Origin of the sequence: Nocardioides ungokensis (assembly GCF_013466985.1) — a bacterium.
GTDB classification, from domain to species: domain Bacteria; phylum Actinomycetota; class Actinomycetes; order Propionibacteriales; family Nocardioidaceae; genus Nocardioides; species Nocardioides ungokensis.
This window is the reverse complement of the sequence record NZ_CP059164.1, coordinates 4,177,200-4,196,080: the sequence shown is the minus strand read 5'-3', so window position 1 is coordinate 4,196,080 and position 18,881 is coordinate 4,177,200. Positions and strand designations below refer to the sequence as shown.

Annotated in this window: 25 protein-coding genes, 3 tRNA genes and 1 pseudogene; 8 read left to right on the top strand and 21 right to left on the bottom strand. The window is 71.9% G+C overall.

The genetic code is table 11. The annotated features are described in order from the left end of the window. Positions 1-21 precede the first annotated feature (21 nt). Positions 22-3,753, bottom strand: a complete 3,732-nt coding sequence (locus tag H0S67_RS20870; protein WP_180934617.1) for a SpoIIE family protein phosphatase — start codon at positions 3,751-3,753, stop codon at positions 22-24. Between the two features lie 249 nt (positions 3,754-4,002). Between H0S67_RS20870 and H0S67_RS20865 the strand changes: the two genes are divergently transcribed. Then, positions 4,003-5,220, top strand: coding sequence for a mechanosensitive ion channel family protein (locus H0S67_RS20865; protein ID WP_180934616.1), 1,218 nt, complete (start codon positions 4,003-4,005; stop codon positions 5,218-5,220). 5 nt (positions 5,221-5,225) lie between these two features. Here the strand turns inward: H0S67_RS20865 and H0S67_RS20860 are convergent, their stop codons facing one another. Then, a complete protein-coding gene (locus tag H0S67_RS20860) occupies positions 5,226-5,381 on the bottom strand; it encodes a hypothetical protein (protein WP_180934615.1) in 156 nt (51 codons plus the stop codon). Between the two features lies 1 nt (position 5,382). Next, complete coding sequence (locus H0S67_RS20855) at positions 5,383-5,847, bottom strand: DUF6325 family protein (RefSeq protein ID WP_180934614.1); 465 nt, start codon at positions 5,845-5,847, stop codon at positions 5,383-5,385. A gap of 143 nt (positions 5,848-5,990) precedes the next feature. On the opposite strand from H0S67_RS20855, the gene H0S67_RS20850 reads away from it, so the two are divergent. Then, the gene (locus tag H0S67_RS20850; protein WP_180934613.1) at positions 5,991-6,374 is read left to right on the top strand and encodes a hypothetical protein; all 384 of its coding nucleotides are present in this window, start codon (positions 5,991-5,993) and stop codon (positions 6,372-6,374) included. Between the two features lie 75 nt (positions 6,375-6,449). On the opposite strand, the gene H0S67_RS20845 is transcribed toward H0S67_RS20850, so the two are convergent. Beyond that, positions 6,450-7,205 carry an SDR family NAD(P)-dependent oxidoreductase gene (locus H0S67_RS20845; protein ID WP_180934612.1) on the bottom strand — a complete coding sequence of 252 codons (756 nt, stop codon included), beginning with the start codon at positions 7,203-7,205 and terminating at the stop codon, positions 6,450-6,452. Between the two features lie 110 nt (positions 7,206-7,315). Between H0S67_RS20845 and H0S67_RS20840 the strand changes: the two genes are divergently transcribed. Beyond that, on the top strand, positions 7,316-7,915 hold the full coding sequence (locus H0S67_RS20840; protein ID WP_180934611.1) for a TetR/AcrR family transcriptional regulator: 600 nt from the start codon (positions 7,316-7,318) through the stop codon (positions 7,913-7,915). 37 nt (positions 7,916-7,952) lie between these two features. Then, complete coding sequence (locus H0S67_RS20835; RefSeq protein ID WP_180934610.1) at positions 7,953-8,117, top strand: hypothetical protein; 165 nt, start codon at positions 7,953-7,955, stop codon at positions 8,115-8,117. Positions 8,118-8,201: 84 nt separating this feature from the next. Here H0S67_RS20835 and H0S67_RS20830 read toward each other — a convergent pair. Continuing rightward, positions 8,202-8,275 (bottom strand) — tRNA-Phe (locus H0S67_RS20830). 104 nt (positions 8,276-8,379) lie between these two features. Between H0S67_RS20830 and H0S67_RS20825 the strand changes: the two genes are divergently transcribed. The 3 genes from H0S67_RS20825 (at position 8,380) to H0S67_RS20815 (ending at position 9,048) form a co-directional block, all read left to right on the top strand. Beyond that, positions 8,380-8,452, top strand: a tRNA-Glu gene (locus H0S67_RS20825). 90 nt (positions 8,453-8,542) lie between these two features. Further along, positions 8,543-8,616, top strand: a tRNA-Asp gene (locus H0S67_RS20820). A gap of 75 nt (positions 8,617-8,691) precedes the next feature. Next, the gene (locus tag H0S67_RS20815) at positions 8,692-9,048 is read left to right on the top strand and encodes a metallopeptidase family protein (protein WP_180934609.1); all 357 of its coding nucleotides are present in this window, start codon (positions 8,692-8,694) and stop codon (positions 9,046-9,048) included. A 7-nt stretch (positions 9,049-9,055) separates the two neighbouring features. On the opposite strand, the gene H0S67_RS20810 is transcribed toward H0S67_RS20815, so the two are convergent. Genes H0S67_RS20810 through H0S67_RS20800 form a run of 3 tightly spaced genes read right to left on the bottom strand, consistent with a single transcriptional unit; the run spans position 9,056 to position 10,670 of the window. Beyond that, positions 9,056-9,379, bottom strand: coding sequence for a fluoride efflux transporter FluC (locus tag H0S67_RS20810; RefSeq protein ID WP_180934608.1), 324 nt, complete (start codon positions 9,377-9,379; stop codon positions 9,056-9,058). Continuing rightward, entirely contained in the window at positions 9,376-9,792 is a 417-nt protein-coding gene (locus H0S67_RS20805) for a fluoride efflux transporter FluC (protein ID WP_180934607.1), read from the bottom strand. Before H0S67_RS20805 ends, H0S67_RS20810 begins: the two co-directional genes overlap by 4 nt. Further along, positions 9,789-10,670: an ATP-binding protein gene (locus tag H0S67_RS20800; RefSeq protein ID WP_246354924.1), complete on the bottom strand. Its 882-nt coding sequence runs from the start codon at positions 10,668-10,670 to the stop codon at positions 9,789-9,791. Before H0S67_RS20800 ends, H0S67_RS20805 begins: the two co-directional genes overlap by 4 nt. Positions 10,671-10,945: 275 nt before the next feature. Between H0S67_RS20800 and H0S67_RS20795 the strand changes: the two genes are divergently transcribed. Further along, complete coding sequence (locus H0S67_RS20795) at positions 10,946-12,433, top strand: NAD(P)/FAD-dependent oxidoreductase (RefSeq protein ID WP_180934605.1); 1,488 nt, start codon at positions 10,946-10,948, stop codon at positions 12,431-12,433. A 16-nt stretch (positions 12,434-12,449) separates the two neighbouring features. Here H0S67_RS20795 and H0S67_RS20790 read toward each other — a convergent pair whose 3' ends face one another. From H0S67_RS20790 to H0S67_RS20720, 13 genes and pseudogenes are all read right to left on the bottom strand, one after another. After that, complete coding sequence (locus H0S67_RS20790) at positions 12,450-12,962, bottom strand: GNAT family N-acetyltransferase (RefSeq protein WP_180934604.1); 513 nt, start codon at positions 12,960-12,962, stop codon at positions 12,450-12,452. Between the two features lie 57 nt (positions 12,963-13,019). Further along, complete coding sequence (locus H0S67_RS20785) at positions 13,020-13,313, bottom strand: gas vesicle protein K (RefSeq protein WP_180934603.1); 294 nt, start codon at positions 13,311-13,313, stop codon at positions 13,020-13,022. Beyond that, a complete protein-coding gene (locus H0S67_RS20780; RefSeq protein WP_180934602.1) occupies positions 13,310-13,534 on the bottom strand; it encodes a gas vesicle protein in 225 nt (74 codons plus the stop codon). Before H0S67_RS20780 ends, H0S67_RS20785 begins: the two co-directional genes overlap by 4 nt. Next, a complete protein-coding gene (locus H0S67_RS26995; protein WP_180934601.1) occupies positions 13,531-13,683 on the bottom strand; it encodes a GvpL/GvpF family gas vesicle protein in 153 nt (50 codons plus the stop codon). Before H0S67_RS26995 ends, H0S67_RS20780 begins: the two co-directional genes overlap by 4 nt. A 17-nt stretch (positions 13,684-13,700) precedes the next feature. Then, positions 13,701-14,294 (bottom strand): GvpL/GvpF family gas vesicle protein, encoded by a 594-nt coding sequence (locus H0S67_RS20770; RefSeq protein WP_180934600.1) that lies wholly within the window; start codon positions 14,292-14,294, stop codon positions 13,701-13,703. After that, positions 14,287-14,628 carry a gas vesicle protein gene (locus H0S67_RS20765; protein ID WP_180934599.1) on the bottom strand — a complete coding sequence of 114 codons (342 nt, stop codon included), beginning with the start codon at positions 14,626-14,628 and terminating at the stop codon, positions 14,287-14,289. Before H0S67_RS20765 ends, H0S67_RS20770 begins: the two co-directional genes overlap by 8 nt. Position 14,629: 1 nt before the next feature. After that, positions 14,630-15,037, bottom strand: coding sequence for a gas vesicle protein GvpO (locus tag H0S67_RS20760; RefSeq protein WP_180934598.1), 408 nt, complete (start codon positions 15,035-15,037; stop codon positions 14,630-14,632). Continuing rightward, positions 15,034-15,285 carry a gas vesicle protein GvpG gene (locus H0S67_RS20755; RefSeq protein ID WP_180934597.1) on the bottom strand — a complete coding sequence of 84 codons (252 nt, stop codon included), beginning with the start codon at positions 15,283-15,285 and terminating at the stop codon, positions 15,034-15,036. Before H0S67_RS20755 ends, H0S67_RS20760 begins: the two co-directional genes overlap by 4 nt. Beyond that, positions 15,276-16,026: pseudogene (locus H0S67_RS26050) on the bottom strand (GvpL/GvpF family gas vesicle protein). The gene H0S67_RS20755 and the pseudogene H0S67_RS26050 overlap by 10 nt, the downstream one beginning before the upstream one ends. A gap of 23 nt (positions 16,027-16,049) precedes the next feature. After that, a complete protein-coding gene (gene gvpJ, locus H0S67_RS28500; RefSeq protein ID WP_180934594.1) occupies positions 16,050-16,469 on the bottom strand; it encodes a gas vesicle protein GvpJ in 420 nt (139 codons plus the stop codon). A 27-nt stretch (positions 16,470-16,496) separates the two neighbouring features. Beyond that, positions 16,497-17,645 (bottom strand): SRPBCC family protein, encoded by a 1,149-nt coding sequence (locus H0S67_RS20730; protein WP_180934593.1) that lies wholly within the window; start codon positions 17,643-17,645, stop codon positions 16,497-16,499. 6 nt (positions 17,646-17,651) lie between these two features. Continuing rightward, a complete protein-coding gene (locus H0S67_RS20725; protein WP_180934592.1) occupies positions 17,652-18,512 on the bottom strand; it encodes a histone protein in 861 nt (286 codons plus the stop codon). Positions 18,513-18,710: 198 nt separating this feature from the next. Further along, positions 18,711-18,863 carry a hypothetical protein gene (locus H0S67_RS20720; RefSeq protein ID WP_180934591.1) on the bottom strand — a complete coding sequence of 51 codons (153 nt, stop codon included), beginning with the start codon at positions 18,861-18,863 and terminating at the stop codon, positions 18,711-18,713. Between the last annotated feature and the right edge of the window lie 18 nt (positions 18,864-18,881).

Sequence of the window (18,881 nt, the reverse complement as noted above, 5' to 3'; positions counted from 1 at the left end):
CCGCCTCCCCGGACATCACAGCTAGACGGACGGGTTCGAGAGCACGCACCAGACCGTCTTGCCGGCGTCGGTGGGCCGGGTGCCCCAGCGGTCGGCGAGCGCGGCCACGATCTGCAGTCCCCGGCCGTGCTCGTCCTCGGCATCGGGCCGCTGCTTGCGGGGCTCGTAGCTGGCGCAGTCGTGGACCTCGATGCGGATCTCGGTCTCGTCGCCCATCACCCGCAGCTCCACGGGCGGGATCGCGTGCAGGGTGGCGTTGGTCAGCAGCTCGCTGGTCACGAGGATGGCGTCCTCGATGACGCTCGCGGCCCCGATCTCGCGCAGGTGCCTTGCCACGTTGTGCCGGGCCGCGGAGATGTCGATCTCGCGGGCCTCGAAGGCGAGCCACAGCCCGGTCGTGGCCAGGGCCGGGTCGACCCGCGCCACCAGCACGGCGACGTCGTCGTCGGGCCCGTCGGGCAGCCGGCCGTGGACCAGGGTCTCGGGGGCCTCGGACAGCTGCCCGGTCAGCTGGGCCGACAGGCCGCGCAGTGCCTCGATGCCGTCGTCGAGATCCTCTCCCCGCCTCTCCACCAGGCCGTCGGTGTAGAGCAGGACCGTCGAGCCGGGGTTGAGGGTGATCTCGCCCTGGCGCAGGTTGTAGAGGCCCACGCCCAGCGGCGGGTCCTCGGTCGCCGGGAGGACGGTCGCGACCCCGGCGGCGCTGACCACGATCGGCGGCAGGTGCCCGGCGTTCGCGAAGCGCAGGGTGCGGTCGGCGGAGTCGAACACGGCGTACAGGCAGGTGACGATCTGGTCGACCCCGAGGTCGCGCACGATGCCGTCGAGGAACTCCAGCAGGTCCGGCGGCGGCAGGTCGAGGCGGGCATAGGCCCGGACCGCGGCCCGGAGCTGGCCCATGACCGCGGCCGCCTGCACGCCCCGGCCCATGACGTCGCCGACCACCAGGGCGGTGCGGCCCCCGCCGAGCTCGATGACGTCGTACCAGTCACCGCCGACCTGCGTGCCCTCGACGCCGGCGCGGTAGTAGGTGGCGACCTCGAGGTGCTCGAGGTCGAAGGACTGCTGCGGCAGCAGGCTGCGCTGGAGGGCGTCCGCGATGGCGTGCTCGCGCGCGGCGGCCTCGGCGTCCGCCGCGGCCCGGGCCAGCCGCTCCTCGGCGGCACGTCGCTCCGTGATGTCCTGCAGGGAGCCGCGGATGAGCGTCGGCTGCCCGTCCTCGTCGGAGACGACCACCTCGGCGTGCACGTAGACCAGGACCACGTCGCCGTCGGGACGGACGATCCGCGTCTCGTAGCGGATGTCGTCGCCGGGGGCGGCCCCGGTGAGCGTCTCGGTGACCCTCGCGCGGTCGTCGGGGTGCACCGCGACCTGCACCAGGCGCGTGAAGCCCCACTCGGCGATCTCCTCGGCCGAGTGGCCGACGATCCGGCGGAACTCCTCCGAGGTCCGCAGGACGTCGCGGCGCAGGTCGATCTCCCAGCTGCCGAGCCGCGCGAGGCGCTGCGCCTGGTCGAGCAGGGCCCGGCTGCGCTCCAGCTGCTCCCGGCTGCGCCGAGCTCGGTCGAGCTCGAGGTTGGCACGGACCCGCGCCATCAGCTCGCGCGCGGCGAAGGGCTTGACCAGGTAGTCGTCGGCGCCGGCCTCGAGCCCCTCCAGCGTCCCGCCCTCGCCCGCGCGGGCGGAGAGCATCACCACGGGGATGTCGACGGTGGCGGCGTCCTCACGCAGCGCCGCCAGCAGCCCGAAGCCGTCGAGCCGGGGCATCATCACGTCGGTGAGCACCAGGTCCGGCGGGTCCGTGATCGCCTGCTCGAGCCCGTCGCGACCGTCGACCGCGGTGGAGACGTCGTACACCGTGGCGAGCAGGCTGGAGACGTAGGTGCGGATGTCGGCGTTGTCGTCGACGACCAGCACGCGGGCTCGCGCGCCGGCGGGTGTCGTGCGGGCCGCGTGCCCGTCCTGCTCCTCGGGAGCCGCCAGCTGGTTGGCCTCCGCGAGGAACCCGTCGACGACCTGCTGGGCCACGCCCGTCGCGGAAGGCTCGGCGATGCGCTCGGGGGAGAGGTGGTCGGTGCCGAAGGGGACCCGGATGCAGAAGGTGCTGCCGGAGCCGGGCGCGCTCTCGACGTCCGCCGAGCCCCCGTGCAGCGCGGCGATCTCCGCCACCAGGGCCAGCCCGATGCCGGAGCCTTCGTGGGTGCGGGAGCGGGCCCCGCTGACGCGGCGGAACCGCTCGAAGAGGTGGACCTGCTCCTCAGGGGGGATCCCGGTGCCGGTGTCGCGGACGGCCAGGACGACGTCGTCGCCGTCGGCGCGCAGGGAGACGTCGACCCCGCCCGAGAAGGTGAACTTCAGGGCGTTGGAGAGCAGGTTGAGCACGACCTTGGCCCACAGGTCCCGGTCGACGTACACCTTGTGCGGCAGCTCGTCGCACTCGATCGTGAGCGTCAGCCCGAGCCGGCGCGCGGCGCTCTCGAACATGCTGGCCAGCTCGCGCGTGTAGCCGGCGAGCTCCACGGGCTCGTACGACGCCTCGACCCGGCCGGACTCCAGGCGGGAGAAGTCCAGGAGCGTGTTGACGAGCTTGAGCAGCCGCTGGGCGTTGCGGTGGATCACCTCGACCCGGTGCCGTTGCTCGTCGGGCAGCGGGGCCTCGTCGTCCACGAGCGCGTCCTCGGCCGGGCCGAGCAGCAGGGTCAGCGGAGTGCGGAACTCGTGGCTGACGTTGGTGAAGAAGTCGGTCTTGGCGTGGTCGAGCTCGGCCAGGGTCTCGGCCCGGCGCTGCTCGAACTCGAAGGCGAGCGCGTCGGTGATGCCGGAGGCCAGGTGACCCGCGACGAGACCCAGGAAGTCGGTGTAGCCCGCGTCGAGCAGGCGGAACGGATTGAGGCCGGCCACCAGGAAGCCGTACGAGTCCTGCGTGCCCTGGCTGATCGGCAGCACGGCGGCGTGGCCGGGAGGCTGGCTCCACGCCCCGGTGGGCAGGTCGCCGAACCGGTCACGGAGGTCGACCTCACCGATCGCGTTCCCCGTGGGCCACGGCCACGGCCCGTGATCAGCGCCCACGACCGACGGCGCGGCCGGATGGGTGGCGGTGAAGCCGGTCGAGCCGATCAACCGTGCCACCCGCCGGTCGTCGTCGTACCGGTAGACCAGGGCGAACGGCAGGTCGTGCGCGCTGTGCTCGAGCTCGGCGCACGCGGAGGCCACGGTGTCCGCGACCGTGTTGCTGCCGGCGGTGCGCAGCCCGAGGTCGCGCAGCGTCTGCATCCGGCGGCGCGCGATGACCTCCTCGGTGTCCTCGCTGACGACGCAGAGCATCCCGGCCACGGTGCCTCGGTCGTCGGCCAGCGGGCTGTAGGAGAAGGTGTGGTAGGTCTCCTCGGTGTAGCCGCTGCGCTCGAGGAAGAGCATCAGCTGCTCGTCCCAGGTCGCGACGCCCGTCCCCATCACCGCGTCGATGCGGGGGCTGATGTCCTCCCAGATCTCCGACCAGACCACCGAGGCGGGCTTGCCCAGCGCCCAGGGGTACTTCGCCCCGAGGGTGTCGCGCCGGTAGGCGTCGTTGCAGAAGAAGGTGAGCTCGGGCCCCCACGCCATCCACATCGCGAAGCGCGAGGAGAGCACGATCCGCACCGCGGCCTGGAGACTGTTCGGCCACGTCTCGAGCGGCCCCAGCGGCGTGGCCGCCCAGTCCACGGACAGCATGTCCCGCCCGACGTCGTCGTTGCGGAGGAACGTGTCGCGCACGAAGTGAGGCCCTCTCAGGGTCGTGTCGGCACGATGTGCCGCGTTGGTCGCGAGTCTAGGGGCCGGCCTGGCGGAGGTGCAGGAGGCGGGATCCCGCCCACGGGGCACCCGGCCGTTTGTGCCCGACCCGAGCAGGGCATTCTCGATGCGGCGGGGAAGTGGGAGTGACATGTCCGGACCAGCGTCCACGCCCCGTCCCCACCGCGGGAGGATCGAGGGTCACCAGGACCGCCGGAGAAGGGAGCCGCGATGACGGGCGATCTCGCGCCGGCCCTGGCCGTCAACTGGACCCGGTTGTCGATCGGGGTCGCGACCGCGCTGCTCGGGGCCCTCGTCGTGATCCTGGTGGTCCGGGTCGTGGTGCTGCTCGCCGCGCGGCGGTGGCCGTCCCTGCGCCTGCTGGTCCGGGCCGCCCGGGTGCCGTTCCGGGTCGTGGTCGTGCTGCTGGCGCTGAACCCGGCGCTGGCCGTCCTGCGCCGGCACGGGGACGACAGCGCCTGGATGGGCGGGGCCGCGGTGGCCGCCCGCGTCCTGCTGATCGTCGCGGTCGGCTGGTTCCTCACCACCTGCGCCCTGTTCGTGGAGGACGCCGGCCTGCGCCGCTACCCCACCGACGCCCCCGACAACCGCGTCGCGAGGCGGATGCGGACCCAGACCCTGATCATCCGCCGCCTCACCGTCAGCGCGGGCGTCGTGCTCACCCTGGGCGCGGTGCTGTTCAGCTTCTCGGAGGTGCGGGTGGTCGGGGCCAGCCTGCTCGCCTCCGCCGGCGTGATCGGGGTGGTGGCCGGCATCGCCGCCCAGTCGGTGCTCGCCAACCTCTTCGCCGGGATCCAGCTGGCGTTCAACGACGCCATCAGGCTCGACGACGCCGTCATCGTCGAGCAGGAGTGGGGGCGGATCGAGGAGATCACGTTGAGCTACGTGGTCGTCCGGCTGTGGGACGACCGGCGCCTGGTGCTGCCCTCGACGTACTTCACGACGACGCCGTTCCAGAACTGGACCCGCAAGAGCTCCGAGCTGCTCGGCTCGGTCGAGCTCGACCTCGACTGGCACGTCGACACCGGCGAGATGCGCCGCCAGCTCGACCTCGCGCTGGAGCACACCGACCTGTGGGACGGGCGGGTCAAGGTGCTCCAGGTGATCGACGCGATCGGCGGCTGGGTCCGGGTCCGGGTGGTGGTGACCGCCAAGGACGCCCCGACCCTCTTCGACCTGCGCTGCCACGTCCGTGAGCACATGGTCGCGTGGGTCCGGGACAACGAGGACGCGGGGATGCCGCGCCAGCGGGTCGAGATCGTGGAGCACCCGGTCCCTGCGACGTTCGAGCCGGTCGACGACCGTTCCGAGGGAGGTCTCTTCCACGGCGACCCGGCCGCCGACGAGCGCGCCCGCCGGTTGGGCACGGGCGCGATCCCGCTGCCGCACACCGACACCGACGACGGCGAGGCGGAGGCGGACGTGTAGGCCGGTCAGCGGCGTCGGTCCCGCCGGTCCTCGCGCCGGTCTCCCCGGTCGTCGCGCCGGTCCTCGCGCCGGTCGTGCCGGCGGTTCACTCCGTGGGCCACCACGACGGCGCCACCTACGGCGGCGGCGGTCCGGCGCCTGCGTCGGGCTGCGAGAGGCATGTCAGATTCCTTCCTCGTCGGCCGCGGCTGCGGCCAGCACTGCCTGGGCCGGGATGCGTCCCGATGCGACGAGCTGGCCCCCGGCGTGGCGCACGGCCGACCCGAAGGGCGCGGCCCAGAGGTTCTCCCACACCAGGACGGCGGCGGAGTTCCCGGGCTCGATGGTCTCGGCCAGGTCCAGGACGTCCTGCTCGGAGAGCACCATCGCGAGGTCGGCCTCGGCGTGGCGGATCGCGCCGAGCTCGCTCGTGTCGAGGTCGGAGATCTCGGCGGCCTCCAGCGTGCCGTCCGCGTCCTTCCTGAGGAACACCATGTCCAGGACGCGCACGAGGCCACGGTCGACCAGGTCCTGGAGGTGGGGCGCCACCATGCCCCTCCCGTAGTCGGGGCCGGGGAACTCGACCACGACCCAGTCCACCGGTCCGAGCGTGTCGAGATCTTTGAGCTCGTTGATCGTGTCGGTCATGCCAAGGCCTCCGCCTTCTCGGTCGGTTCGTCGGGGTTGGGGGCTCCTCCACCCTGATCCCGCGCCCGGGCGACCGCCTCATCCGGGCAGGGTGAGATGGGCGGCCCTTGACTCGGGTGGGGTCCGGCGGCGAGCGTTTCGGCGTGGAGCGAGCACCTCACGAGAACGTCGCGACCGTCCTGGTCGACCCGGTGGTGCTGCGCGACCTGGAGATGCACCTGATGGCGCTGGACCTGCGGCTGTGGCCGGTCGCGACCGCGCCGATCTGTGCCGACGGTCCGCGGCGCGCCTTCCAGATCCGCCGGCGGATGGTCCAGGCGCGACGGGGCGAATGGGACGAGGCAGCGGACTGGACGCCGGTCTGGATCGCCTTCGGCGAGAGCTGGTACGACGGCGCGGAGCCGCTGCCGTGGACCGCGCACCGCACGCTCTGGCAGACCCTCGAGCGGTACGCCGATCACGTCCGCTACCGCCTCGGGCTCGGTGGCGTCCCGCGGCTCGACGTACCGCAGGAACGCACCGCCTGACCGGTCCGTCCGGGTCGTGTGCCTGAGGACGCACCAGGGCGCGTTCCCAAGCACACGAGCCGAGGACCCGGCAGGTCACTGGGCGGCGTAGCCGCCGTCGACGAGGTGGTAGCTGCCGGTGATGAAGCTCGCGGCGTCGGAGGCGAGGAACGCGACCAGCGCGGCGACCTCCTCCGGGGTGCCGAGGCGGCCGGCGGCGTGCTTGTCGGCCAGGGCCTGCTGCGTCGCGGCGTCGAGGTTGGCCTCGAGAAGCGGCGTGGAGATGAAGCCGGGGCCGACCGCGGTGACGCGCACCTGCTGCGCCGCGTGCTCGAGGGCGGCGTTCTTGGTGAGGCCGAGCAGGCCGTGCTTGGAGGTGACGTACGCCGAGGAGCCGGCGATGCCCACCGAGCCGAGCACCGAGGCCATGTTGACGATCGCGCCGCCGCCGTTGCCGGCGATCGCGGGGATCTGCGCCCGCATGCCGTAGAAGACGGCGTTGAGGTTGACGTCGATGACCTTGCGCCAGCTGTCGATCGGGTACTCGCCGACCGGTGCGGCGGCACCGCCGATGCCGGCGTTGTTGACGGCGATGCGCAGCGGGGCGAGCGCCTCAGCGGCGGCCACCGCGGCGACCGCGACCTCGGGGTCGGCGACGTCGCCCACGAAGGCCTCGGCCGTGCCCCCGGCCGCGACGATCTCCTTGGTGACGACCTCGGCGGCGCCGCGGTCGAGGTCTGCGACCAGGACGGCCGCGCCGTTCTCGGCGAGCAGGGCGGCGATCGCCCGTCCGATGCCTGAGCCCGCTCCGGTCACGATCGCCGAGCGGTCCGTCACGTCGTAGGTGGCCATGGTTCTCCTCCTGTCCCGGCGTCGTGGTCGGCGCCGACTTCTCTCCGACAGGTGTCGGATACCGATATAACCTACAGTTGTCGGAGAACATTCCCCGACCGGAGGTGACCATGGATCCGCGCCAGCGCCGTACCCGCGACCGGCTGCACGCGGCCGTCCTCCGGCTCGCCGCCGAGCGCCCGGTGGCCGAGCTGAGCGTCACCGAGGTAGCCGCCGCGGCCGGCGTGCACCGCTCGACGCTGTACGAGCACGCGGCCTCGCCCGCGGACCTGCTGCAGCAGGCGCTGCTGGTCGAGCTCGACGAGCTGCGCGACCAGCTGCTGGAGCGCAGCGACCAGGACGTGGCCCGGGCGGTCACCGAGATCACCGAGGGCGTGCTGCGCCACGTCGAGCGGCACGCCGCCGTCTACCGTCGCGGCCTGGGCGCGGGCAGTGGCGAGGCCAGCCTCCACCCCATGCTGAGCGGTCACTTCCGGGAGAGCAGCCGGCGGCTGCGCGAGCTCGCCCGCGTCGAGGTGCGAGTGCCGGTGCCCGGTGTGGACGACGACGTGGTCGCCGACATCGCCGGGCGCTTCCTCGCCGACGGCACCGTCGGGGCGATCGAGGGGTGGCTCGAGCGGCCGGAGCTGGGAGTCGAGGACTTCATGCGGATGTACGTGCGCCTGGTGCCCGACTGGTGGCCGCGCGACCTGGCGGTCGAGGCGCGGTGAGGCCCGGGGCGGCCGTCTGCGAACTACCCTCGTCGTCGTGGACCGCTGCCCCGTGTGTGGACACGCCGCCAAGGCGGAACGGCGGTCGCTCGTCGACCGGCTGTGGGGGCTGAGGCCCTACTGTCCCGAGCCGCTGACGGCGGCCGACACGATGCGCGACGCGTGCGGGTGCGCCGACCTCTGGCACGTGGCCGGCACCTGAGCCGTCGGCCCCCCCGGGCATGCAGAAGGCCCCCGCCGGAACCCGGCGGGGGCCTTCTCGCAGGTCTGTGACCCGCGGTGCTTGTGGGCAGGGGCGGGGTCGAACCGCCGACCTTCCACTTTTCAGGCGGACGCTCGTACCAACTGAGCTACCTGCCCAAGCGACGGAAACCATACCCGAGAGCCCGGCCGGCCACGAAAACGGGGCGGGGACGCATTTTGGCGGGCGTCGCGGCGCGCCCCTATGCTGTCGGGGCAGTCCGGCCCCCATCGTCTAGCGGCCTAGGACGTCGCCCTTTCACGGCGGTAGCACGGGTTCGAATCCCGTTGGGGGTGCTCTGGAGGGTGCGGCACCTGCCGATTGGGAGTCAGCAGCACCCATGGGTTAGAGTTCCAGCGCTTCACCAGTGAGGCAGCAAAACACCTGGCCCCGTAGCGCAGTTGGTTAGCGCGCCGCCCTGTCACGGCGGAGGCCGCGGGTTCGAGTCCCGTCGGGGTCGCAGAGAGAACGCTCCGGATCGAGAGATCCGGAGCGTTCTGCATTTTCCACTTGCCCCGGGCTCGACAATGGGCACGTGCCGATCGAGATGGACCCTGACCGCTTCGACGCGCTGGTCGACCAGGCGCTGGACGGGATCCCCGACGAGATTGCGGCCTTCGTGGAGAACGTCGCGGTGCTCGTCGAGCAGGAGCCGCCCGAGGACGAGCCCGACGACCTGCTCGGCCTGTACGACGGGGTGGCCCTCACCGAGCGCTGGGGCAGCTCGCCGATGGAGCTCCCCGACCGGATCCTGATCTTCCGGGGGCCGCTGCTCGACCTGTGCGACTCAGCTGAGGAGCTGGTCGAGGAGGTCCGGATCACCGTGGTCCACGAGGTCGCCCACCACTTCGGCATCGACGACGACCGGCTCCACGAGCTGGGCTACGCGTGAGCGGCGGTCAGCCGAGCAGGTAGCCCAGCGCGCAGGCCGGCAGCGCGAGCAGCAGCGTGACCACGGCGTACGCCGTGCCGCCCGCCGGGCCGCGCTCGTGGGTCTTGACCGCGAACGCGGAGTAGGTCGTGAACCCGCCGCAGAAGCCGGTGCCGAGCAGAGCGATCGCGCCGTCGTCGAGGCCCTGCGCGGTGAGGAGCCCGAGCAGGAACGACCCCACCACGTTGACCACGAGCGTGCCCCAGGGAAAGCCGTGGTCGAGCCAGTGACCGGCGAGCAGGCGCAGCGGCGCCCCGACAGCGGCCCCGAGCGCCACCAGCAACGGGGTCACTCGTTGCCCTCCTCGTCCTCGAAGGCCCGCTGGGCCAGCGGCCGGGAGAAGCGGTGCGCCAGCGCGACCGCGGCGAGGCAGGCGCCCAGCGTCCCCAGGAGGTACGCCGCGGCCAGCCCGGCGTCACCGGTTGCGAGGAGCGCCCGGGTCTGCTCGGAGTAGGTGGACAGCGTGGTGTAGCCGCCGAGCACCCCGGTCCCGAGGCCGGCCGCCAGCACCGGGCTGCGGCGTACCGCGAAGAAGGCGGGGAGCATCGCGAGCAGGAAGGAGCCACTGACGTTGATCGCGAAGGTCGTCCACGGAAAGCCCGTGCCGTCGGGGGCGAGCTCGCCCAGCGTCCACCGGACGAGCGCCCCGAGCGCGCCACCGATCGCGACCGCGGCGACCAGCCGCGGCGGGGGAGGGGGCTTCACGACACGCTGGTGCGGGGGCCTGCCACGGGGGCATCGTGCCACGCCACCGGTGGCTCGCCGGCGCTCTGCCGGACGAACTCACCGAGGAACCAGCGCTGGAACTGCTGCTGCTCCGGGCTGCGCGCCAACGAGAGGAGCCGCTCCTGGCGGCAGAACTCGTCGGCGAGGTCGAGCAGCTCGACGAACCGGCCGATCTTGGTGGCCGTGTCGGGCGGCACCGTCACCTTCAGGTCGGCGACCTGGCCACCGGCGCGCAGCGCCTCCTCGATCTGGTCGGCGCCCATCCCCTCGCGGAGCTGGCGCTCGAGGGAGCCGAAGACGTCGGAGAGGTTCTTGGCCAGCGGGTAGTCGGCCTCGTGGGCCAGCGCCAGCAGGCGCACCTCGCGGCGCAGCTCGCGGTAGTGGCGCTGGAACGCCGCGTAGGTGCGCAGCGGCACACCGAACACCGAGACCGCGACGTCGTCGTCGTGCGCCTCGCGGGCGCCCGCCGTGGAGACGCCGGTGATCAGGCCGTGGACCAGCACGTCGCGGACCGAGGTGCTGGGCGCGAACCAGACGACCTTGCCGTCGTCCTCGATCTCGGCGCCCCAGGCGTCGGCGCACCGCGCCACGATCCCGAGCCCCCGGCCGAAGGTCAGCAGGAGGTCGTCCTCGTCGCTGGGCTGGGTCTCGGGCAGCAGCGGCGGCTCGGTCGAGCCGTCGCGCACCTCGACGCGGGGGTGCTCGCGGGTGCCGCGCACGCGCACCTGGATGGGCTGGTCCGCGTGCAGGAGGGCGTTGGTGACCAGCTCGGAGACGCCGAGCTCGGCGCACTCCACCAGGTCCGGACGATCGATGTCCGTGCACGTGTCGACCACCCAGCGACGTGCATTCTGCACGCCACGGGGACCCGAGCCCAAGGACAGGGCTGGCCTGTTCAGCGGCACGTGGTCTCTTTCCGGGGGTCGAGGGACGGTTCACGCCATTGTCCGCTCGTGTACCCGCGATTTCCCCGAACGAAACCTCTGTCAAGACCTGTTTGGGCAGCGTTCCACAAGTCACACCCCCGCACGAGGGGGGCGATTGGTCAACCACTGCCGTACAGCGGGAGAATGGACATGCACGCGGGGCCTGTCGGGTACGGCGAGGCCCACCGCCGCGGGAAAGGATCGGCATGGCAGGCACGCAGACGGAGCAGGCGACCGGCAAGCGTCACCAGGTGGTGGTGATCGGGTCCGGGTTCGGGGGGCTGTTCGGCACGAAGGCGCTGCGCCGCTCCGATGTGGACGTCACGATGGTCGCCAAGACCACGCACCACCTCTTCCAGCCGCTGCTCTACCAGGTGGCGACCGGGATCCTCTCCGAGGGCGAGATCGCGCCCCCGACCCGCGAGGTCGTCAGCGGCCAGAGCAACGCGCAGGTGCTGCTCGGTGAGGTCACCGGCATCGACCTCGAGGCCCGCACGGTCACCTCGCAGGTGCTCGGCCGCGAGACGGTGTCGTCGTACGACTCCCTGATCGTCGCCGCCGGCGCTGGCCAGTCCTACTTCGGCAACGACCACTTCGCCGAGTTCGCGCCCGGCATGAAGAGCATCGACGACGCCCTCGAGCTGCGCGGCCGCATCTTCGGCGCCTTCGAGATGGCCGAGCTCGGCGCGGTCCGCGGCGACAACGTGGACCACCTGCTGACCTTCGTCGTCGTGGGTGCCGGCCCGACCGGGGTCGAGATGGCCGGCCAGATCGCCGAGCTGGCCCACCGCACGCTCAAGCGCGACTTCCGGGCGATCAACACCCGCAGCGCCCGGGTCGTCCTCGTGGACGCAGCGCCGCAGGTGCTGCCGCCGTTCGGCCACAAGCTCGGCGAGAAGGCCAAGGCCGAGCTGGAGAAGCTCGGGGTCGAGGTCGTGCTCGGGGCGATGGTGACCGACGTCGACGAGCGCGGCATCGAGATGAAGTTCAAGGACGGCCGCACCGACCGGATCGACACCGTCACCAAGATCTGGGCGGCCGGCGTGCAGGCCAGCCCGCTCGGCAAGACCCTGTCCGAGCAGACCGGCGCCCCGCTGGACCGTGCGGGCCGGATCAGCGTCAACCCGGACCTCACGCTGCCGGGCCACCCCGAGGTGTTCGTCGTCGGCGACATGATCTCCCTCGACAACCTCCCGGGCGTCGCGCAGGTCGCGATCCAGGGCGCCAAGTACGCCGCCAAGGAGATCGACCACCGGATCAAGGGCAAGCCGGCCCAGGGACCCTTCAAGTACTTCGACAAGGGCTCGATGGCGATCATCAGCCGCTTCCGGGCGGTCGCGATGGTCGGCAAGCTGCGCCTCACCGGCGTGATCGCCTGGCTGATGTGGCTGGCCGTGCACCTCGTCTACATCACCGGGTTCAAGAACCGGATCACCGCGGTGCTGCACTGGTTCGTCTCGTTCCTGGGCCGCGGCCGCTCCGAGCGCACCACCACCGAGCAGCAGATCTTCGCGCGCAGTGCCCTGGCGCGGCTCAAGCGCGGTGCCACCGACCTGGTCTCCGAACCGGGGGCGTACGACGCCGCCCGGGCGCTGCTGGAGACCACCCGGCGGGCGGAGCTCGAGGCCCGGGCAGCCGAGGAGGCGCGCCTCACCGACGCCGGCGAGCGCGGCGTGAAGGTCGGCGAGCGCTGACCCTGACGACGCAGGCTCAGGCGGTGGGGATCCAGTACCTCCGCTTGCCCAACCGGATGTCCTCGAGCACGCCGCCGGCCTTCTCGATCACCAGCCGCGAGCCCAGGTTGTCCTCGTCGCAGGTCAGCAGCACCCGGTCCAGCCCGAGGTGGGCGGCACGCGCCAGCGCGAGGGCGAGCGCCCGCGACGCGTGCCCGGCGCGACGCCGCGAGGGCCGCACCGAGTAGCCGATGTGCCCGCCCTCCTGCAGCAGGTGGTCGTTGAGGCGGTGCCGCAGCGCTAGGAAGCCGATCACCTCGGCCTCGTCGGTGATCCAGAAGTGGTCGCAGTGGACCCGGTCGGCCGGCAGCACGGCCGTCGGGTCGCCGTACCGGACCAGGTCGTCGACCAGCCTGGCGCAGCTCGCCCGGTCCAGCGGCTGCCCCTCGGGCGGGCAGCCGGAGCCGTGCGGGTAGTCCGGGCCGAACTCCCGCAGCGTCGCCGCCCAGGAGTCGAACCACCGCACGTCGGGCCGCACCAGCTCGGTCATGGCCCATTCGACCAAGGAACGGCCTCGCCCCGCCACCGACTTCCGGGGTCGGCCCGGCTACTCGGACAGGAGCGGGCCGAGGGGGCCGAGGTCGATGTTGAGGTCCTCGGCGGTCAGGTCGTACCTCGCCTTGAGGTCCTCCATCGCCTGCTCGAGGTGCATCAGGCCGGTGCCGAGGCCCTCGATCTGCTCGTCGGTGAGGTCTCCCTCGTCGACCCGGCGCAGCGCCTGCTTCTCCATCAGCTGGCGCACCAGCTCGATCACGGTGAGCACCAGCTTGAAGAGGTCACGCTCGACCGACTCCGCGTCGGTCTCGAGCCGCTGCGGGAAGAGCCGGCGCTCCTCGCTCATTGGGGCTCCAGCATGTCGGCGCGGATCGAGGTGATCAGCGCGTGCAGCCGGACCTGGACCAGGTCCACCCCGGCCAGCGAGATCACCACGTCGCCCGCCAGCACGACTCCGGTGCCGAGCAGGCGGTCGAGCAGGTCGACCAGGGCGATCTGGCGCCCGTGGACCGGCTGCGGCTCGACCGTCGTGCCGGCAGTGGTGCCCGCCTGCGGGGCGTCGGTCACTGCTGGTCCAGGGTCGCGAAGGAGTACGGCGGCCAGGGGCCGGCGCACTCGATGACCACGTCGGTGTGGGCGGTCGTGAGGGCGTCCACGGCCGCGGCGAAGGCATCCCCGTCCTCGACCGGGACCAGGTAGGCGCCGTTGTGCAGCATCCGCTCGGTCCGCCCGGTCAGCCGGGGTCCTGGGCCGGGAGCCGGCGGGTGGCGACCGACCGCGCGCCCAGGCGCTCGTGCACCTCGTCGGCGATCGCTGCCGCGGTGCTCTCGTCGGCCTCGCGGGCCTGGCTCTCCGCCCGCTTCCGCTGCAGGTACGCCGCGCCGCCCGTGGCCGCCGGCTGGGACCCGGTCGCGGCCGGGGTCGGACGGGGCCGGGCGAAGACCTTCACGCTCCACTCGCGGCGGCCCTCGATCCGGTCGAGGACCTGCTCGAGGGCGTCGTGCCACTCCTCGAGGCGGGCACGCACGCCGTCGTCGTCGAGGCAGATCGTGGCCAGCCGCAGCGGCGCGGTCGGGGCCTGCTCCGCGGCCGCCTGGACGACGGTGTCGTGGCCGCGGGCGACCTCCTCCAGCCACGCGAGGTCCTCGAGGTTGCGCCTCAGCCCCTCCTCGCCGTACTCGCCGAGGTCGACGGTGCTGACCACAGCGGCCAGGCCGAGGTGCTCGACGACGTCGAGGTGGCCGCCGCCCAGCGCCGGGACGTGGACCATCACCTGCGGGTCGAGCCCCCGTGCGATGGCGTAGAGGTAGCGGCCCGTCTCAGTCACGGGACTCCTTCGCCTCCAGCGCCTCGATGCGCTCGCGGAGCTGGCGGTTCTCGTCGGCCAGGCTCTGCTCGGTGCCGTTGAGCATGGGGTCGTTGCGCCACCAGTCGATGCCCATCTCCTGGGCCTTGTCGACCGAGACGATCAGCAAGCGGATCTTGATGGTCAGCAGCTCGATGTCGAGGAGGTTCACGCGGATGTCGCCCGCGATGATGATCCCCTTGTCGAGGACCCGCTCGAGGATGTCGGCCAGGTTGGCCGGCTGGGGCCGCGCCGTCTGGCTGGGGGCGGAGTAGTAGGGCCGGGAGCTGGGGGTGGCGTCGGGGGACTGGGTCATCTCACGCCTCCCCGGGCGTGCCCCGCACGTAGCGCTGCAGACGCCGGTAGCCCTCGAGCTCGCCGTCGCCGTCCATGGTGACCTCGTAGATGGCGAGCACGTCGGTGGTGTTCGGGATCCGGCGCAGCTCGAGCACCTCGACCTTGACCGACCAGCCGTCCTCGGTGCGCTCGAGGCCGATGACGCCCTCGGCGCCCTTGCCGGTGAGCTCCAGGAGCTGGCGGACCGCCTCGGCCGCCACCCGGGGCCCGGTCATCCGCTTGGGCCGCGCGGGCTCGGTGCGGGCGCTCGCCTTGCGGGGCGCGGCCTTCTTCGCCGGGCTCTTCTTCGTCGTGCGCTTGCGGGCGGGCGCCTTCTTGGCCGTGCCCTCGTCCGTGGACTGCTCGGCCTCGGAACTGCTCTCACTCATGCTCGCTCCTCCCGGGGGCGGCGCTGCCCCTCCATCAGCCGCTCGACGAGCTCGTCCTCCCAGGCCGTGGCCTCGTCGTCGGACAGCTCGCCGGACTGGCGTCGTCGGTCGACATCCTCGAGCTGGGCTCGGATCGTCGCCGGATCGTAGTAGGTCTCCTCGGCCTGTCGCAGCACCTGCTCGGCCACCGCCACGGTGCCCCGCAGCGGTGCCAGCGGCAGGCCCAGGATGCCGCTGATCAGGCCCATCCGTCGCCCCCGACGAAGTCGTACGGCGCGACGGGGCCGACCAGACGGAGCCGGAGCCGCTCGTGGACCGCCTCCGCCAGCCCCTCGAGGTGCTCCTCGAACTCGGTCCGCCGGTCGTCGTCGACCAGCAGGGCCACGTCGAGCACGTGCTCGATCCCGGCACCGGAGCGCAGGGAGTAGCCCGCGGTCAGGGGCAGGATGCTGTCGAGCAGCGCCTCCACCTCGAGCTCGCGCTTGTCCTCCATGGCCCGGGCGACGAGCTCGCCCAGCCGCACCCGGTCGGCGTACGCCGCGTCCTCGGGAAGGTCGCGGTGTGCTCGTGCAGCCGGCGGATCTCGGGATCGGCGGCCACGACCTCGGCCAGCACGACGGGCTCGTGGAAGCCGACGCGCAGGTTGAACTGCGCGCGCCCGGCCAGCTCGGCGAGGAGTTGGGCGAAGTACTGCTCGTTGGGGGCGAGCAGCTCCTCGATGACGCTCTGCTCGTCCACCATCACCGAGCCGAACTGCACCGGAGCGACGGCGCCCGCCGCCGCCAGCCGGTCCAGGACCGTGCTGTAGGCGATCAGGTCCGCGCGTCGGCCGTCGTCCGGTCCAGGTCGATCTCGCCGACTACCGCCGCGACCGGGCCCCGGGGGACGACCCGGACGGGGGTGTCCTCCACCCCCGTCAGGCCGTCCGGGACCCGTCCCGTCTCGGAGTCGATGACTCCGTAGACGAAGAAGCCACGGTCGGTGTCCACGACATCCTCGGCTCGGGTCGTCGTCACTGCTCCTCAGTCCTGCGACGCGACGACGACTTCCTGGCCGGTCGGCGGCCCTCGTCGTCGTCGGAGCTGCCCGGGGACAGCGCCTTCTTGGCTCCCTTGACCGCGCCGCCGACCTTCTTGGCGGCGCCGCTCTCCTGCATCGAACCGATGAACTCGTCGAGGGGCTTGCCGCCGCCGTGCTCGACCAGGTCGAGCCGGTTGGTGGCCTCCGCGAACCGGAGGTAGGTGTCGACGCTCGCGATCACGATGCGCGCGTCGATCGTGAGCAGCTCGATGCCGACGAGGGACACCCGCACGTAGGCGTCGATGACGATGCCCTTGTCGAGGATGATCTCGATGACGTCGGCCAGGCCGCTGGGGGCGGGGCGCTCGAGGTAGCCGCCGCCTCCGCGGCGGCTGGACTGCTGAACACTCATGAAGGCTCTCTCCTCAGGTGGTGGGGGTCAGCTCGCACGGCGGCGCGTACGACGCCGCGGCGCTTCCTCTTCCTCTTCCTCGGACTCCTCGGCGTCCTCGGGCTCCTCCTCAGCGTCCTCCTCGTCGGCCTCGGGCTCCTCCTCGGCCTCGTCCTCGGGCTCTGCCTCGTCCTCGGGCTCTGCCTCGTCGTCCTCGGCGGGCTCGTCCTCGTACTCGTCCTCGGGCTCTGCCTCGTCGTCCTCGGCGGGCTCGTCCTCGTACTCGTCCTCGGGGGCTGCCTCGTCCTCCTCGGCGTCGCCCTCCTCGTACTCGTCCTCGTCGCCCTCGTACTGGTCCTCGGCGCCCTCGGACTCCTGCTCCTCCTGCTGCTGCTCCTCCTCGAGGGCCTCCTCGTGGGTCTGGACGACCTCACCATCCTCGATGGTGCCGCGCCAGCCCTCGACCTCCTCGGAGTTCAGGATCGTACGGGTCATCACGTGGCGCCGGAAGTGCTTGAACTCCGCTCGGGCGCGTCGGCCCTGGGCGCGCCAGATGTTGCCGGTGCGCTCGAAGAGGCCCTGGGGGTAGTACTCCAGGACCAGCAGGATCCGGGTCAGGTTGGGGCCGAGCTCGTGGAAGGTCACGGCTCCGTCGACGTGGCCCTTCTCGCCCTTGGAGCGCCACACGATGCGCTCGTCCGGGATCTGCTCGAGGATCGTCGCCTCCCAGGTGCGGTGCGACCAGACGATCTGGGCCTTGAAGTTGAGCTTGTTGTCGTCGGCGGCCTCGACCTTCTCGACCTTCTTCATGAAGTTCGGGAACGAGCCGAACTCGGTCCACTGGTTGTAGGCGACCCGGAGGGGGACGCCCACGTCGATCGACTCCACGATGTTGGTCGCCTTGGTGGCCTTGGGCGACTTGTTGCCCTTGCCGCCACCGCCGGTGATCTTGTCCTTGACGCCGGAGGCCAGGCCCTTGACCGCGCCCTTGACCGGCGACTCGCCCTTGAGCTTGGCCTCGCCGCCCTTCGCGACTGCCTTGCCGATCGGGCCGCCGCCGGCGATGTCCTCCAGCTTGTCGGTGAGACCACCGACCCGCTCGGACGCCGTCTTCATGGCCTTGTCGCCGACAGCCTTCATGAGGTCGGAGGAGACGAGCTTGAGCTTGTCCATCGCCTCGGTGTTGGTGTTCGCCATGGCGTTTTACCTCCCCGAGCCGCTGCGCGAGCGCGACGTCGACTTCTTGGCCGTGCGGCCCGTGCTCGTCTTCTTGGCGGGTGCCTTCTTGGCGGGGGCCTTCTTCGCCGGCGCCTTCTTCGCAGCGGTCTTCTTGGCAGGGGCCTTCTTGGCCGGTGCCTTCTTCGCCGCGGTCTTCTTGGCGGTCGAGCTGGTCTTCTTGGCGGGGGCCTTCTTCGCCGGCGCCTTCTTGGTGGCCGTCCGGCTCGACTCCGAGGTCTTCGAGGCGGCGCGCTTGGCCGACCGTCCGCCAGAGGACGGGCGCCTGCGCGCGCGTCGCGGAGGTTCGGGCTCCTCCTCGGGCTCGGGCTCCGGCTCCTCGGCCTCGTCCTCGGGCCCCTCTTCTGCCTCGTCCTCCGGCTCGTCCTCGGCCTCGGGCTCTTCCTCTTCCTCGGACTCCTCGTACTCGTCCTCGGGCTCCTCCTCGGACTCCTCGTACTCGTCCTCGGGCTCCTCCTCGGCCTCGCCCTCGTCGGTGTCCTCGGCCTCGTCGTACTCGTCTTCGTCGTACTCGTCCTCAGGCTCCTCCTCGTCGGAGGAACCGGCGGTGAGCGACTTGGTGACGTTCTCGATCCGCGAGGTGGCCTGCGAAAGTGCGGCGGCCTTGACGGCGTCGAGCAGCCGGCCGGTCATCTGGTCCTGGAGCTTCTTCAGCTCGGGGTTCTTGTCAGCGAGCTTGGCCCCCTGCGCCAGCAGCGCCTGGGGGTTGGTGGCGATGCGCTGGCCGGCCAGCATGCTGCCGACGGTGATGGCGAGCCGCAACTTCTTGGTGCGTCCCAGCAGGTATCCGCTGGCGACGCCGACGGCAATCTTGGTGGTTGCAGACATGCTCCCTCAATCCTTCTGGTGCGCCTTGACACGGGCGCGGGTTGGACTGTCTCCCCACCGCGCGCCGTACCCGAGGACACGTCGGACAAACAGGTACGCAGTGATCTGCAACATGTTCTGCCTAGGGCAGCGGGGGCGCGCTGTAAAGAGGGCCTCCCCCAAATGGGTGAGATGGCGTCCGGGTTGGGTACGCCGTGGTCACACCGACCAGCGCACCGCCTCGGCCGTCAGGTCGGCGGGCGGGTACACCCCCGCCAGGTCCGGTCGTCGAGCGAAGAGGTCGGCCAGCACGCGCACGTGGGTGATGACGCGGACCTCCGTGGCTGCGGTCATGTCGACTCGCTCGGTCATCTGGTCTGTTCCTCTCGG